The sequence below is a fragment of the Citrobacter sp. Cm046 genome, assembly GCF_030333065.1.
Taxonomy (GTDB): Bacteria; Pseudomonadota; Gammaproteobacteria; order Enterobacterales; family Enterobacteriaceae; genus Citrobacter; species Citrobacter murliniae.
On the sequence record NZ_JAOWGP010000046.1, the window covers coordinates 50,313 to 65,585 of the forward strand.

General features: G+C 46.6%; 17 protein-coding genes. 12 read left to right on the top strand and 5 right to left on the bottom strand.

Annotation, left to right across the window (positions count from 1 at the left end):
• Window positions 1–396: 396 nt before the first annotated feature.
• Together OGX98_RS21480 and OGX98_RS21485 are read left to right on the top strand one after the other, a co-directional pair.
• Entirely contained in the window at window positions 397–1,008 is a 612-nt protein-coding gene (locus OGX98_RS21480) for a hypothetical protein (protein WP_058684979.1), read from the top strand.
• Between the two features lie 1,046 nt (window positions 1,009–2,054).
• Window positions 2,055–2,954, top strand: a complete 900-nt coding sequence (locus OGX98_RS21485) for an integrase domain-containing protein (protein ID WP_003029803.1) — start codon at window positions 2,055–2,057, stop codon at window positions 2,952–2,954.
• Window positions 2,955–3,041: 87 nt separating this feature from the next.
• Here the strand turns inward: OGX98_RS21485 and OGX98_RS21490 are convergent, their stop codons facing one another.
• The 3 genes from OGX98_RS21490 to OGX98_RS21500 all read right to left on the bottom strand — a co-directional run bounded on the left by OGX98_RS21490 (window position 3,042) and on the right by OGX98_RS21500 (window position 5,876).
• Complete coding sequence (locus OGX98_RS21490) at window positions 3,042–4,091, bottom strand: Abi family protein (protein ID WP_058684980.1); 1,050 nt, start codon at window positions 4,089–4,091, stop codon at window positions 3,042–3,044.
• 265 nt (window positions 4,092–4,356) lie between these two features.
• The gene (locus OGX98_RS21495) at window positions 4,357–5,229 is read right to left on the bottom strand and encodes a restriction endonuclease (RefSeq protein ID WP_003029809.1); all 873 of its coding nucleotides are present in this window, start codon (window positions 5,227–5,229) and stop codon (window positions 4,357–4,359) included.
• Window positions 5,226–5,876, bottom strand: coding sequence for a recombinase family protein (locus tag OGX98_RS21500; protein ID WP_003029810.1), 651 nt, complete (start codon window positions 5,874–5,876; stop codon window positions 5,226–5,228). Before OGX98_RS21500 ends, OGX98_RS21495 begins: the two co-directional genes overlap by 4 nt.
• 463 nt (window positions 5,877–6,339) lie before the next feature.
• Between OGX98_RS21500 and OGX98_RS21505 the strand changes: the two genes are divergently transcribed.
• The 10 genes from OGX98_RS21505 to OGX98_RS21550 all read left to right on the top strand — a co-directional run bounded on the left by OGX98_RS21505 (window position 6,340) and on the right by OGX98_RS21550 (window position 12,948).
• On the top strand, window positions 6,340–6,708 hold the full coding sequence (locus tag OGX98_RS21505; RefSeq protein ID WP_153266263.1) for a hypothetical protein: 369 nt from the start codon (window positions 6,340–6,342) through the stop codon (window positions 6,706–6,708).
• Window positions 6,701–6,976 (top strand): hypothetical protein, encoded by a 276-nt coding sequence (locus OGX98_RS21510; protein WP_223166104.1) that lies wholly within the window; start codon window positions 6,701–6,703, stop codon window positions 6,974–6,976. The genes OGX98_RS21505 and OGX98_RS21510 overlap by 8 nt, the downstream gene beginning before the upstream one ends.
• 196 nt (window positions 6,977–7,172) lie before the next feature.
• On the top strand, window positions 7,173–7,538 hold the full coding sequence (locus OGX98_RS21515; RefSeq protein ID WP_003029815.1) for a hypothetical protein: 366 nt from the start codon (window positions 7,173–7,175) through the stop codon (window positions 7,536–7,538).
• An 84-nt stretch (window positions 7,539–7,622) separates the two neighbouring features.
• A complete protein-coding gene (locus OGX98_RS21520; protein ID WP_003029817.1) occupies window positions 7,623–8,270 on the top strand; it encodes a hypothetical protein in 648 nt (215 codons plus the stop codon).
• A 75-nt stretch (window positions 8,271–8,345) separates the two neighbouring features.
• The gene (locus OGX98_RS21525) at window positions 8,346–8,948 is read left to right on the top strand and encodes a DUF3085 domain-containing protein (RefSeq protein ID WP_003029819.1); all 603 of its coding nucleotides are present in this window, start codon (window positions 8,346–8,348) and stop codon (window positions 8,946–8,948) included.
• 66 nt (window positions 8,949–9,014) lie between these two features.
• The gene (locus OGX98_RS21530) at window positions 9,015–9,362 is read left to right on the top strand and encodes a hypothetical protein (protein ID WP_058684981.1); all 348 of its coding nucleotides are present in this window, start codon (window positions 9,015–9,017) and stop codon (window positions 9,360–9,362) included.
• Between the two features lie 81 nt (window positions 9,363–9,443).
• Window positions 9,444–10,430, top strand: a complete 987-nt coding sequence (locus OGX98_RS21535; RefSeq protein WP_003029824.1) for an ArdC family protein — start codon at window positions 9,444–9,446, stop codon at window positions 10,428–10,430.
• Window positions 10,431–10,535: 105 nt separating this feature from the next.
• Window positions 10,536–11,462 (top strand): DUF1281 domain-containing protein, encoded by a 927-nt coding sequence (locus tag OGX98_RS21540; protein WP_003029826.1) that lies wholly within the window; start codon window positions 10,536–10,538, stop codon window positions 11,460–11,462.
• Window positions 11,463–12,328: 866 nt separating this feature from the next.
• Complete coding sequence (locus OGX98_RS21545) at window positions 12,329–12,514, top strand: glycogen synthase (protein WP_003029829.1); 186 nt, start codon at window positions 12,329–12,331, stop codon at window positions 12,512–12,514.
• Window positions 12,515–12,654: 140 nt separating this feature from the next.
• Window positions 12,655–12,948, top strand: a complete 294-nt coding sequence (locus OGX98_RS21550) for a DUF2913 family protein (RefSeq protein WP_003029831.1) — start codon at window positions 12,655–12,657, stop codon at window positions 12,946–12,948.
• Window positions 12,949–13,779: 831 nt separating this feature from the next.
• On the opposite strand, the gene OGX98_RS21555 is transcribed toward OGX98_RS21550, so the two are convergent.
• Entirely contained in the window at window positions 13,780–14,202 is a 423-nt protein-coding gene (locus OGX98_RS21555) for a hypothetical protein (RefSeq protein ID WP_127897196.1), read from the bottom strand.
• Window positions 14,203–14,455: 253 nt separating this feature from the next.
• On the bottom strand, window positions 14,456–15,223 hold the full coding sequence (locus tag OGX98_RS21560) for an SDR family NAD(P)-dependent oxidoreductase (protein WP_032933081.1): 768 nt from the start codon (window positions 15,221–15,223) through the stop codon (window positions 14,456–14,458).
• Window positions 15,224–15,273: the final 50 nt, after the last annotated feature.

The following is a 15,273-nucleotide window of genomic DNA, read 5'->3' on the forward strand; positions in this document are numbered from 1 at the left end:
CCCGTCCGGGTAACCGGCGGGTCTACTCACCTCAGCCCCCCTAAGTCACTCTGGGTTAGGCAATGTGTTGCGAACTACTTTCCCCGTCTTACACAACACGACTGAGCGTAACCCCAGTCTGCCAGATATTTAGGAAGTCATAAAACGGCTACGAGTAGCTGAGCCAGGATCACGGTCTCAACATCAAATTTATGTTGTTCCGCATGCATTACTTTATTAAATTCAACGCTCGCATCAGGCTGCTGAACTGATAATTAATGTATTTGTTGGGGGAGGGGGGAACTAGTATTAAAAGTAGGTATATGTTTTACCCTGGGGTGTATGTGAAGATAGTATTTGTAGAATATGTTAGGTTTGGTGGCGGATGGCCGGTTTTACTAGTTTACAGAAGATATTATGTTTAGAGGGATAATTAATAGGTTTAGCAAGAGTGTAAATTATGAGGCAGAGTTCATCTCTGCTGTAAAACGCTCTAGGAAGTGGAAGCTTGATGTGCCTGATATCACATTGAGTAAAACTCCGCTTCTGACTGGAGAAAAAAGTGAAGCTGCGATAAAGGTTATTCAGGACATTGCTTCAAAGTATACTCCCGAACAAGTCTCACAACAATGCTTTGGTTATATGTATTTCGTTCAGGGGTCTTTAGAAGAAGTTTTACAAACTCCGCTTTATTATACTTTAGGTTATGTTGATTATGAGAAGCGGCCAGTTTTTTATACGAGTGAAGAGGAGTTAAAAAGTAATCTGGGTAATCATATGTCAGATGTGGGGGCGATAAATTTACATGCGTGGTTGACGACGCCAAACATGGAAATAATCGACCTTACGTTTGCCACCACATATGGCATTGTGAATAATGTTCCATCAGTAATTGGTCGCTGTTCATTTCAACACTACTCTGCATTTAATGAAAACATGACTTATCGCCCTCAGTTGGTCGGCGAAGATTATTTGAAACAGATTGGTGCCTTCGTTGATTTTAGGGCGTTAAATGTATTTGTAATATAGGGTGGATAATTTCCAATGTGTTTTTTATAGCGAGGTTTTTTCCTCGCTTTTATTTTTATGTCGGGGGGTAATTAACGTAAAGCATGAGATTTTTTTGAATAGTTAACTTGTTATGATTGACGACATTCAGTCAAATCATTTAATCTGTCCGTGTTGTACTGTTGTCCTCGGACAACCATCCAATGTCTCAGCACTTTGTGAGAGGCGCCTTCGGGTAAGTGCCATCCAATGTTTCATGTGACCTGTGAGAAACGCTTTCGGGTGGTCACAATATCCTCGTAGCCTGGAAGAGGATGCCCATGTGGCGGTACCTCCGTTTACCCTTTGAGAACGGAGATCATGACTGTGATGAAGGTTCATTAACGACTCAACCGCGCCAGTCCTGGTACGGTTCCTTTAACCAATAACGTGTGTGTTGCGTCTTTAAGCTATAAAGCTCGCCAAGGCGAGGTTTTACGCTTCAACATTTTGACTATTTTATCTTTTCCGACGTGTTGCTGACGATGCGACTTTTGAACGCACGTATAAGGCCATTTGGTACATTTGGCCGCTTACGTGAGTCTCATTAGGAGCAGAGGAGCGTGCGTCACTTGTGAAGTGGCGAAGACACTACCAAGTGACGCGCGCAGCGCATAACGTCTCAACCCACGTACGACGTGGTTTTCAACGTTTTACTACCATCTGACCAACATGTAGTCCGTGTCAGTACGGTATTAAACTCACTTTTACATCAACGTAAGCATGACTGAAGGCCGTCTGAACGTTCAACTATCAGTAAGGAGGAAATCGACTCGGTATCGATGGCGACACTACGAACAGTAGTGTTGGAGGCAGCTTGACGTCAGTCAGCTCTGCATAAGCAGCAAACAGATCAGAGATCTGGGGTGCCTCGCAAGAACTCAACAATTCGCCGCCCCGATGCACAGATACCAGTTGAGACGCAGGAAGCGCAAAAGCAACCGTGTCGTCGGGGATGAATTATTGGGGTACAGATCCGTCCGCTTATTTACAAGCCGAGGGACGTGTATCCCTGCGGAGATATAGGAATGTCCAGATTCAGTAAACAGCTGTGCAAACAACTTGTCACCCTTGCTCGTCAGGGACGGGGAAGTTATAAAACTGTGGCTGACCGCTCAAGAATTGCAGAACGTTTTTCTGAACGTCTATCTGAACTGAATATTCAGATTAGGGACGTAAAACATATCAAAACTTCCCATATTGAAAAGTATATTGAGAGCAGGAAGGAAGACAGTTTGTCTCTCAGGACGTTACAGAATGAGATGTCTGCTATCCGCTCTGTTTTATTATCAGCAGGAAGAAATAAACTAGCCGATCCCAATCATACCAGTCTGAGTAATCAGGCCCTGGGAATTTCTGGTGCTAACCGGGATGGCACTAAACTCCCTATTACAGATGAAAAACTTAATGCGGTTGTGAATTTTGCGCTTAAAAAAGATGAAGGTGTTGCGCTCGCGGTACAACTTTCAAGATACCTTGGGTTGAGAACAGAAGAAACCGTTCAGTCTGCAAAGTCTTTAAAGACATGGAAGCAGGCACTGATTAATAATCATGAGCGTGTCCGTGTTGTTTTCGGGACTAAAGGCGGACGTCCAAGGGAAACAACTGTTTTTAATCGTGAAAAAGTTTTATCAATTCTTGATAAGGCAATTCATTATGCCAGTGAACATAACGGAAAGTTGATTGATAAACCCTCTCTGCATACCGCTATTGATCGCTACCGTAATATTGTAAGAGAAGCCGGAATGAATGGTAAAAATGCGCCGCACAGTTTACGATATGCTTACTCTCGCGATGCTGTAAATCATCATATTAAAAATGGAATGAGTCGCGATGAAGCCGAGGCATTAGTGTCGATGGATTTAGGGCATGGTGATGGCCGGGGGCGGTATATCAAACAGGTTTATTTTCGTGAGGAAACAGAATAGACGTTTTTACACATCACTTCAGGACGTAACGCCACAGCACAATCAAGGCTGTGACTTATTCAAAATTATCATGACATTAATGAGGTCTTAAAGCTTCCTGATGTTCTTTGCATTAGGATATTTTGCGGAGCTTGCTTCTGGCGTGAATCGAACCTTATCATTAAGGGCAAAGGTATTGATTCCGCCCTGCATAGCCTTATCCGCTCCATAAAAAATTGCCTGATTTTTGTCACTCTTAACCAGCACATTTGCTGCAGTAATATTTATTATTTCTCCCGTGTGTTCAGGATTAATTTTAACTCCTTTTGACCAGTCTTTTCTCACTAGCAAAGTGGGAATTCCTGCAGGGAGTTGTTTATTCTTCCAGAGAGCATGTAAGGAACAAAGTTCAGACATTCTTGTATTGCTCTCAATTATGTCAAGTAATTTGAGATTAGAGGGATTTATCCAATAGATTACTTTTAAACATCTGTCATAATGTTCAATTACTTTGTTTATTACATCCTCGACTTGATATGCTTTCTTATTGCGCCACAAAGGCTCATGATGAGAGAGGCGGTTTCTTATCTTATTGATATCCTTGAGTTCATTACCTATGCTATTTATTGATAATGCAGAGCCGGAGGTTGAATCGATAGCATTCGGGAATACACGGTGCCTTAAATGTGGCCATAATTTGAGATAAGAGTTTTTTTGTACGTCGAAATCTTTTTGTACCAGAGATACCCAAAAGCCCAAAGTTAACTTTGATATGAAATTTTCTGCGGTCAAAGGTTTATTTTCATAATTAAGCTGTTTTACCGCTGTTTGGATATTACTCCATGCGATAAAGTTATTTTGCTTTGTGAATGTATTAACAAACCAAAGTTTGTCAATTTTAGCTTTTTCTTTCACCCAATCATGCGGCTGGAAATTCAGCTCAACCTGCTCTTCTTCGTGTGCTATCCAGGACTGATAGATAGCGTTGCGAAGCGAAATTTCAATGATTTGAAGTGCTGGTAAAAAAGCACTCGCAAGTTGCTTATTCCAAAGATAGATGCCAAGGCATTGTTCTGGCGAAGCCCCGCCTAGGATAGGTATTTGGTATGTTGAGAACCTGGCTGTAGAAAGGGACTCTGTAATCGCTTGAATTGTCATTGTTCTGATCCATAAGGTTTCATAGATTCAGTATACCTTCCATGAACTTAGACAAAAATGCCAAATTTGTGGTTAGCGCGTGACTATGTTTGTGACAGATTGAGGTTGACATGCTGTATCTAGGCAATCATAATCTGTACCCAGAGGTAACTCTATGTATGTAAGCGCCCGCCCCTACTCAACGATGGTCGGAACGCGAATGAATTTTTCAAAAAAGGCTTCCTGATGGAGGCCTTTTTTGATCTTGTAACATAAAAGAGCATGTTCACTTAACAATATCAGGATAAATTTCGTCAATCTTGATATATAAGTTGCCCGTTTCGGCTGCCCGTCTGATTTTTTCTTCCATCAACATTCTGAAACTGATGTTATTTTTTAACATGAGAACAAGATCATAACCGCTGACACAGATGACCTTCTTTCCCCTCCCCCATGCATCCAGACCACTCTTTGTAAATCCAGCCCAACTGATGAATACGCCGCGAGCCCATGAAATTTTCTGATCCAGCTTGCCATGAAATGCATGGAGATCAGCGTTTCCTGTTTTAGTACTATGCCACTTTGCTTCGACAAGATAGGTTTCATTATTTAACAGAAAACTGCCGTCAATCTGTTCGCCCTTCAACCTGAATGCGCCTTTAGGGGATAGATAGAAAGCGGTAAATAGTTCGTTAAGCCATAATTCAAAGCTGTGTCCCCGTTGATGAGGCGGTTGGTTATGGAGGGTTTCCAGACCTTTAAGAAAATAATTATTATCGATGCCCGTGGGGACGATCAATGCAGGTGTCTTGCCGGCTGCTGCAAGACTGTCTGCCCCCTGAATTTTGGATATCAATTTGCCGTAGACTGCATCATCCTGAGCAGTGATCACGTTGTCAGGTATTGTTTTTCTGTATTCCCAGAGTCGAGTGACCACTCTAAGAACTGTCTCCCTGTCATCTTGCTTCAAAAGGCAACGCAATCGCTTCATTTTTGAGTCACCATCTTTTCGATAGATGTCGTTGTCTATATCGATTGACAGCTCAGATTCGAAAAACTCGCGCATCGATTTGTTTGTGAAATTCAGTACATAGCCTGCATTAAGTGGGTCTTCAAAAAGCTGGTTTATATTTTTGATATCACTTTCTGTAAATTTCATTCTTTATTACCGTAAATTGTAGTCTGCCCAGGCTGACTGTTTTTACAAACCCGAATAACAGTCATTTTGGAAACACCTGCAAGACGCGCTGTTTCATTTAATGATTTACCGTTCAATAAACGTAATGTTCTTATAAGTTCATGCTTGGCCATGTCCGGCTGTCGTCCTGCATACTTACCTTCAAGCCTGGCCTTTTCAACGCCCTCTTTCTGGCGCCGGCGACGATCCTCATAGTCTTTGCGCGCTATAGCTGCAAGCATATCGAGCATCATCCCATTTACAGCCCTTAGCATGCTACGTGTAAAGTTGTCTGAAGCGGCATGGGTAAGCGCTATATGGCTAGTTGGGAGATCTAGGCTGATAACCGATAGTTCTTTTTCAAACATCCACCGTTTAAGTGTATCCCAGTCGCCATCACTCAGGCGTGAAAGACGATCTACTTGTTCTAACAGAATCACATCACCTGACTCCATGTCGGAAAGCATTCGATTTAGCTCTGGTCGGTCAAGCGATGCTCCCGATGCGTTTTCAACGTACCAACCAGCTATACGTTGCCCATGATGAGCGGCAAATTCCTTAAGCCTGTTTTTTGCACGTAGTGCATCCTGCTCAATCGTTGACGCTCGAAGGTACGCATAAATGTACATTTTACCGCCTGTGGTAACATTTAAGTGGTATCAAAATGATGAGTAACATTTAAATGGTATCTTAACAGCGTTTTGATTTCTAAATGACTGGTATCATTTGGGGACACCCATTTGTTACCCAGGTTGACATAATCACTATTTGCTCTGAAAATAGACAGGCTTTCTTGTTGCTACATGCAACCAGCTAATGCTCCGGCAGTCTGAGAGGAGCGCCTTTGGGTGACTGCCAGCTAACGTTTCACCGGTCTGAGAGAAACACCTTCGGGTGACCGGAAAATCCTCGCAGCCTGAGAGAGGATACCTTCGGGTGGTAAATCCGTTTAACCTCTGGAAACGGATATCACTGCACAGTGATTGAGGTCATTTCAACTTATCAGACAGTCAGAATGTTGTTTTTTCTGACTCCCCGACGGGAAACACTTCCCGGTCGGGCAGGTGTTTCCCTTTTTTATGGAGAAACACAATGTCTGTCATTTCTTCTGCGGTTTTCCCTGAACATCTTCTTACTCAACTTCAGCAATCTGCTGACGCAACTGTCCGGAGATTAAAATCTTTCATTTATCTGCATCGCAACAGCAGCTGGTATGTCAACGGCTCGGACAATTATGCCGTCCGTGCGCATATCACTTCTGTCAAAGACCAGGGTGTTAACGTCTTTCTTACCGTCCGTACAGGCTGCCACCGCGGCGAGTATGCTTTTCATCGCCTGCTGGTTTCCCTCCCTGAGGGAATGACAGGTCGTCGAAACGCATACCTTAATGCCTGCCGTCAGGCACAGCATCTGGCACACCTGCGCTACCGTTTTCTTTCCGGAGGGCATTCTCATGACTGAAGCACTGCACGATGTCACTTTTCGTATTCTGTCGATGTCTGAGGCCCGTCGGGATGTATGTCCCGCTCATTACAACCCCGTAAGTGGCATTTTTATCCGGGGCGAAATCCTCAGAGATAACATCTCCTGTGGCGAACAGGTTTTGTCGCACCGCTCGGTGATTGTGATCCGGCTGACCCCGAACTTTGCGTCTGGTGTCAGTATTACGGATATTCTTCCCGGGTTAAGGCCGGGGACATACTGGGTGGTGTGGCCGTCTCTGGCATAAATTTCGCTGTTCCACTGTCGGTAGCTGCGTTGAAAAGCCTGCGCTTTAATCCTGAATATGTGTATCAGGAGCAATCTGATTCATATGCGCTGAACTGATCGGCTGATGAAGGCCGTGACCGTAAAATGTTGTGGACCCTGACGGGGATATCTCTCCGTCGGAGGGAGTATCCCGTTATTTACCTGAGGATATACCCATGTACGCAGACGTTTATACGCTTAAAACACCACTGGACACGCTCAGCTGGCTTTGCCTGCTTGAGAGTGAACTCCTGAGCATCAGGGCATTTCAGCGTCTCGATCTTCATACGGACCGGGATGAACCCAGTGAACTGACGTATCTGGAAGATGCCATCATTAACGCCGGCACAGCCTATGGCTGGTTTGTCTGTTTTCTCAGGGACGGTGATATTCCGCCGCTGCCTGCCACTGCCCGAGAACTTCTCTGCACTCTGGACCGTCTCGGTAAAGAAATTAACCGACCTTTCTGGGAGCAGGCTGTGACCCGAGGGCAGAATGAGGCTTGTGGTGACAAAGCTATCGCGGCCCTCGAAATGATGTAATCAGACAGACAGAACACACCCTGACGGGGATTTACTCCCGTCCGGGGGATAAATCCCCCTTTTTTATTTACGGAGGATTTATCAATGAGAAACCTGTCTTCTTCGCCGTCTTCCATGCCGGTTGTCTACACCATCGAGCACGTCAGCACGGTTCCGTTGCGTCACTGGCATGCTTTCGTTCTGGCCGTAACAGAAACTTTCTGGCAACTACCGGTGCGTCTGCGTCCGGGGAATACGTATCTGCCGTCGCTTAATCGCGCGGCTGACCTGTTTCCGGTTGCTGATGTTATGGCGTTCTGTGGCGACACAGGCGGCAGTGTCTGGCCGGTCAACATGACCATTGAGCGGGAGCGCAACCGCAATGCGCTGAGTATCCAGGAGCTGGATTTTCAGCATCAGCCCTGCGATTTCTTTGCACGCATTGTGATGGTCCTGCTGCATAACCTGTGTCCGGACAGCTTCCGGATACATTCTTCAGACGAGGGTCGCAGCTGGGCGTTACCGTTACGCTGGATTGAACAACATCTCGGCCTGCCTGAGCAGCCGACGCTGACCGCGCCTCAGCCGGTACTGAAAACACCGGTAGGCGAGGGCGCGTTTGATTCCCTGCTGCTGCAGCTGCTCTCCGGTGGTGAGCGGGTACTGAGCAACGTCGACTGGAATGCGTTTACAGAGGCTGAATTTCAGCTGTATGAACTGAAGCGGGTCGCGGAAAAATCTGACTCGTTTTAAACAGTAATGACTTTAACCCCGTCGGGAGAGATGACTCCGGACGGAGCGGCTCTCCCTTTTTTACCGGAGAGCCCCATGCTTTTTTTCGACAATAAAGATTTGACGAGCGTCCTGCTGACCGCCCGCATGCAGGGAGGTCAGCTTCATCTGGCAAAGGATGAGGGGGTTTATCTTATGCCGGCCACCGGTGCCTGGCAGGGCAACGATCCGGTGCCGCGTATTGCGTATGCCGCAGGGTGTCACCCTCAGAAAAATGAGGACTGGTACGACACGGCGCTCCTGCTTGCCGGCGACGATGATTTTATTGAATCACTGACGATAAGCGACGCGGTCGCCACCTCTGTACTGTCCGGCAGGACGGAACTGAGGATCCTGATTACCGACACACAGATACAGGTGCTCACCGCAGCGACTGACCGGGTGAAAGTGGCGCAGTATCGCCAGAAGGCCGATCAGCTTTTGGCGAGTGCGGTCTGTCACTTCAGTGCCTGTGTCGGGCCTGATGAACTCTGTCGCTGGCGTGAAAACGCCGTGCGTCTGCTGACGCAGGCGGCCTTCATCAGCTGTAAGCGGGCGAAGCCTGAAGATCATCAAACCTTTCTGAACGCCTGTGGCAGGCTGCAGGCCAGGTTATCGCAGGTGACCCCGCAGGGGGCGCTGCGAATAACCGGACGTTAACTTACTCCGGCAGGGACTTTTCCTTCCGGAAAGGTTCCTGCCTCTTTCTGAACCGAAGGAGGTCGTATGGGACTGGATATTTTTCTCTACAGCCAGGGCCGGCAGATTGTCGCAGTACCGGCACCGTATCATCCGGTCTGTGAACTGGGCTGCGATTTTTCACTGGTTACCTGGGTGGATAAGCATGTCGGTGAGGTGGAAAACGCGACCTGTCTGGAACTGTCACGCGAGCATATTCAGCAACTGAAAGAGAGGCTGGACTGTGCGATTGCGACATTTACAGAGGGTAATGAGGATAATCCGCTTCTTCAGCGCCGGCTGCAGTACGTTTTCACCCTGCTTGACAGGCTGGAAAGCCTGCTCAGTGATTTTGACTTTGAACATGAATACCTGTGGTTTTATGCCGCATGGTAACTGACTTCTGAATTTCCCGTCGACGGGCGTATCTCTGCGCCCGCCGGCGCAGGGGTATGCCTCTGATTAAAGGTATATCTCATGAAAAAAACGACTTCACACAAGGCGGCCCTCCGTCCGGCAAAACAGACTGACCTTTATCGCCAGATCACCGACCGCATTGTTGTCGCGCTGGAAAACGGCGTCGCGCCCTGGCGTAAGCCGTGGCGCGCGGCTGCCGGCAGCGGTCTGGCCGGTCTGCCCCTGAATGCCACAACCGGACGTCATTACAGCGGTGTGAATGTCCTGCTTCTCTGGATGTCAGCGGAAGAGCAGGGGTTTCGCAATAATCGCTGGATGACTTACCGGCAGGCGCAGCAGGCTGGCGGGCAGGTGCGTAAGGGTGAGAAAGCCACCCTGGCGGTGGTTTATAAGGACTGGACGAAGCAGGCGGAGGATCGCGAAGGCAACCGCCTTTATGACAGTGACGGTAAACCGCTGATGGAAACCGTGCCGATGCTCAAACCCCTGCAGCTGTTCAACGCTGAGCAGTGTGAGGGGTTGCCGGCAGAGGTTGCGGCTTCACCTGAGCAACCACCGACGGTGGATGAGGACGGCATACTCTGTCCGGACGTGATGAACAGGGTGATCCGGATGTTTAACGCCACAGGGGTTAAACACCGGATGCTGCCTCAGAACCGGGCTTATTACCGCCCGCTGACGGATGAGATTGTGATGCCGATGGCTGAGCAGTTTTTTACGGAGGCGGACTGCTGGTCCACGCTGTTGCATGAGCTGGTGCACAGTACCGGTCATGCGAAGCGACTTAACCGGGAGGGGATAACTTCCTCATCCCGGCAGTTCGGGGACCCGGTGTATGCCTTTGAGGAGCTCATCGCCGAAATGGGCAGCGCGTTTTTATGTGCTCAGCTCGGCGTGTTCGGTGAGGTTCAGCACGACAGCTATGTGGACCACTGGCTGAAGGTGCTGAAATCTGACAAAAAGGCCCTGTTCCGCGCCTGCCGGCATGCCCGGGAAGCGTCGGAATATCTGCTGGCACTGCCTGAAAGTCAGACTGTGGCGGCGTAATTAACTTATCCGGTGGCGGTTATTCCGTAACTGTCGCCGTCCCGTGAGGACACCGCTCCTCACGGGACGGTGTCCTCTTTTTTTTATGAAAGAGGAGTATTCACTATGTCCGAATGGTGTCATAACCGCCTGGAAATCACCGGTAAATCCGTCTGCATCGACGTCATGCTGCAGTGGATAAACGGCACTGACGTACCGCGTCACCGCCACGCCGTGCAGCAGAGCATACAGCTGTTTCTGGCCGGCGCTGCGGGGATACTCAAGCCGGTGCGGACCACGTCGTATCCGCCTTTTCAGGGGCTGGTCCGTGCAGGCGCAGGGCTTTCCACTGCGGCCAATCAGGCGTTTGAAAGCTGGCTGGCGCTCCTGCTGAAGGATGCCATCCTCGATGCGGAAGCCATCAGAGCCGTGGACCGGCTTTATCACCAGTCAGGTCTGGGCGCGCTGAAATGGGAGAATATTCCCGGCCCGGCACGTGAGGTTATGGCGGATCTGATTGCCAGACAGTATACCGACTGGTTTGGTCTGGTCAGTGCCGGCGATGAGTCTGATGCCGCAACTGCCTGGGAGCGGCTCAGCCAGTATCCTGAACGCTCCCAGCCCTGCGATATGCTGGCCGTCATACCCACGCGGCTGGCAGCAGAGCTGAACGGCTCCGGGGGGCTGATGTCAGGGGTATCGACTACAACCAGTCTCTACTGCCGACAGTACGGCATGGAGTGGCCGGCCGGGCACAATGTCAACTGGCAGCGCCATACGCCAAACAGTCTTACGCTGCAGATGGATACGCCCTGGCTTCCGCCGTCAGGTGAGGTTGTCGGGGAAATTTCAGCGGTGTTTGACTGCGAGGTGCGTCACAGCTACAGCGAGCCCGTAAGCGGGTTCAGCGGTTACGACTGCTATGACGGCGGTGAACATGTCGACGGACACGAAGGTGCGGCCGGCGCGTCCCAGCCCGGTCATGTGCTTTATCTCGTCTGCGATGAGTCTGCTTCACCGGCTCAGGAAACTGCATCTTACCGTGAGGTGTGACTTTAAAAGCGTACTCTTCCCGTTAACTCCGCCACGGCTTTGCCGTGGCTTTTTTTAAGACTAGATAAATTTTTAAGTCGTCGTGTTTTTTGAATGGGCCAGCGCGCCTGCTGGATGATGAACCGGCGGTGCTATCCAAATGCTAAGGGTTTCGAGCTGAAGCAGCCATAATTGCTATTCATCAGCTTCTGGGGACATTGGATCATATCATCCAACCTGCAATCCAGAAGAGTCTGACAGCATGCAAGAAAGTAACCCTCACTTTTTTGATCCGGCGCTTACTCTTCCTGGAGAAGTTCCGATATTGGTAGATAGAGTGATTAGACGTTGAACAGTGGCTTAGAAGCATTATGATTTGCTAAAAGTAGCAACCCCGATGTTCGGTGGGCTAAATGTCATTTGCCCGATGCTGAACTGGCAGTATAACTAATCCCTAGGGAAAAGGTGGTTGAATTATACCATGTCAATTCTTTGTTATTATCATAAATAAATTGTCAGAAAAATTCACGGAGCCGAAAATAAACACTCCAATGGAATGATGTGTTTTCGACGATGATATGATTTAAATAATTAACAATTCCTGAGCTATTAATGGCGTCTGAAGAAATGAATTATTTTACTAATTAATTACAGGCAATCATACTTATTATAATTTAAATTTGTATGAATCGCTAACCAGTTCGTGCTTTTTGCCTGAGTTAACTTATAGTAAATCGATGCGCTCAAATTTCAGTTTTTAATTTGTAAGCAGTTAAGATTAATTAGTGCCGTAAGTCACGTTTTATTAATGTATTTGATGACTGGAGGAAGGATTGTGGCTATAAGTTATGCATGAAGTTATTTCTTGTATCACATAGGGGGCGGATATGAAAGATATGAATGAACCATCTGCAGCCGATTTTGATTTTATAGCATTGAGCATCGCCAGAATGAACCATTGTGGGATGAGGGTTGATATTAAAAAAGTGATAGGGAATATGGATGAGGAATGCAGGATAATGTTTCTTAAACGTTACGAGTACTATCTGGGGCAATTAAATGATAAAGAATGACTGGTGGGTTATTGTGTCAAAAAAACTCAGTTCCCGAAAAATTAATCAGGGCATCTGTTCTGTAACTATGGTTTTCCCAGAGGGAAAAGAAAATGCATATAATAAAATAAACGATCATTATATTAAGTGAGAGAATTGTGATGGATGATTCATTAGAACAAAAAACAGGGCATCTGGCATGGTGTGCTCTGGTGGCACTAAGACTGGAGAGCCAGGAAAAAGGCACATTATCTGAATATCAGGAAAATATTTTTCTGATACGGTGGCTGACTAATGCTCTGAAACAGTGCTGTTTTTCTGAAGAAGTAGTTCCTGATATTAAACGGTTGCTGAAAGAAGGCCGAGAGCGGGGAGAACTCGCAACCAAACTTGAGTGTCTGTGGCTTTCCAGCACGTTGGTTTTATCTGATTCCAATTGTGATTCACGCCCCTGAAGTCACGAAAGGCTCGGGCAAGATATAAGCGTTGTCAGAGAGGAAGGAGTGGTCAGGGGTACCATCCCATTACACCTGGCATTCAATTAATTTACCTTCACTTCATTTGAGATAGCGCTTGATGTGTGTGGCTGCCAGATTAACCCTTTGATGGCCAGATGATGTATCTTCCTGACGCTTCTCGATATACCAGCTTATTAATAGAATGGAGCAGAATCTTTTGATGGCTGAACTCAGGCGATTACCCTTGCTGAGCAACAAGCCTTTCTCCAGAGTTAGTAATAAAAAAAGTGCCTCCGGGCCTTATGTGGGCAGAGTGATGTGGTTTGTTATTAATGAAGGCAGTCAGGAGAATAACCCATGATTGATGACAAAAAAAGGTCCTGATATCGGAAGAGAATACCAGGACAAATCGCAATAACGTTGACATGCTACTATTAATATCATCAAATTCTAATAACAGGAAGATAAATGATCTTGCCGTTTTGTGCGTTTTATTTATGTTAACCAGTTCAGGTTTTAAAACTGTTCATTTTTTTAAACGTTGTTCGGAGAAGCCTGCTGATATCCGAAGGTTTTTTAGTGAAGTGAATTGATGAAACAAGTGTGGATGAATTGTCGTCACTAAAATCTGCATTTGCATTAAAGTATATTTATCCGTATTGTTATTCGAGAGCTTTATAAGCTGTAAATGCTAATTGCAACAAAAGTTAAATATCAAAAAGCTCCTTCTCTCAGGATGTGGCTGTATACAATAAAAAAGAATGGAAAGTGTTCAGATTTTTACGAGAATGTATATATACTATTTTAATTAACAAACAATTAAAATATTTAGCAGCCACTTTCTCTGCGGCTGGTGTTTTTCCCTGCCCGGGCAAGCCATGCAGACCATGACAACTGCACAATAAAAACGATAAAACACTTTCCTTCCGGCCACCATACAAGGTCGCTGTCATGAAAACCATGTTCATTTTCAAGCCAACTTATAAAACGTTTACGTTCCAGTTCCTGTGTGTCCTGTTTTTTGCGGAGAGTCCTGACAGCGTAAACTGTATTCATACTGGATTCACTTTTTTGAAGCAATCCTTTACGGGTTATGGCAATATGGGCATTAAGTACCTGCCTCCAGCTGAAACCATATTTTTTTACAACAGCTTCACTTGCCTGCATACGTTTATGCCACGGATTTAATTTCACCCATTCATAAACAATCCGCTGCAGGTCCGACAGCTCGCATCTGTGAACAGCCATCATGAACTCCATTATATATTATATCTGCCAGGTTATGCCGTTAAGTCTGATATATTAACATAAGCATGCATCACATAGCAGGATGCATTATTATTCAGCCTTTCTGTTCGTAATGCGTCAGATATCCGAACAGAAGGGTGATAATTCATCCATAGTATCAATTTAACTACGGGTATCTGACGGTTATCTTTTGCCAGAAAATTATCCATTAAGACTTTTACCGGTCCTCATTCGGTCATGCGAAAGGTATAAATCCTTATTGTTCCTGATAGTTCCAGAGTAACCCGCCATCAATATAAACAGTCGAGCCTGTCACGTAATCAGCTTCATCTGAGGCAAGCCAGAGTACCGCATTGGCCACATCAAGTGGTTTCCCCAAGCGTCCGGCGGGAATATTATGTGTCAGTTCTGCAAGCTGCTGTGGATTATTTAGCAGGCTCTTGTTAATCGGTGTCTCTATCGCGCCAGGCGCTACATTATTTATGGTTATTCCCAGGGGGGCGAGTTCAATGGAAAGATTTCGCATCATCATTCTCATTCCACCTTTACTTATGCAGTAACTGGTGAAATGAGGGAAGGGGAGTTCCTCATGCACTGAGCTGATATTAATAATGCGCCCTTTACGCTTAGTGTTACGAAAATGCTGAGCAAACGCCTGCGTCATGAAAAAGGCTCCCTTCAGGTTAACATTCATTACAGCGTCAAAATCCTTCTCTGTCACGTCAAGAAATTCTGCATTTCGTTCAATTCCGGCATTATTCACTAGTACATCAATACCCCCTGCCCAGCTGAAACCTTCAGCGATAATATCACGGCATATAACCGGATCGCTGACATCGCCGGCGATGATACATCCGTTACTGCCGGCACCCTGTACTTCCCTGAGCGTTTCCCTGGTATTATCGTTTTCGTACAGGTCGTTAATGATAATGTAAGCACCTTCGCTGGCCAGCCGGCTGGCTATTGCACGGCCAATTCCCTGACCAGCACCTGTCACCAGTACGACATTATTTTGCATTCGCATACTTCCTCCTCAGTATATATTGTATATTTACTGAATATCAGCAGCTTGGT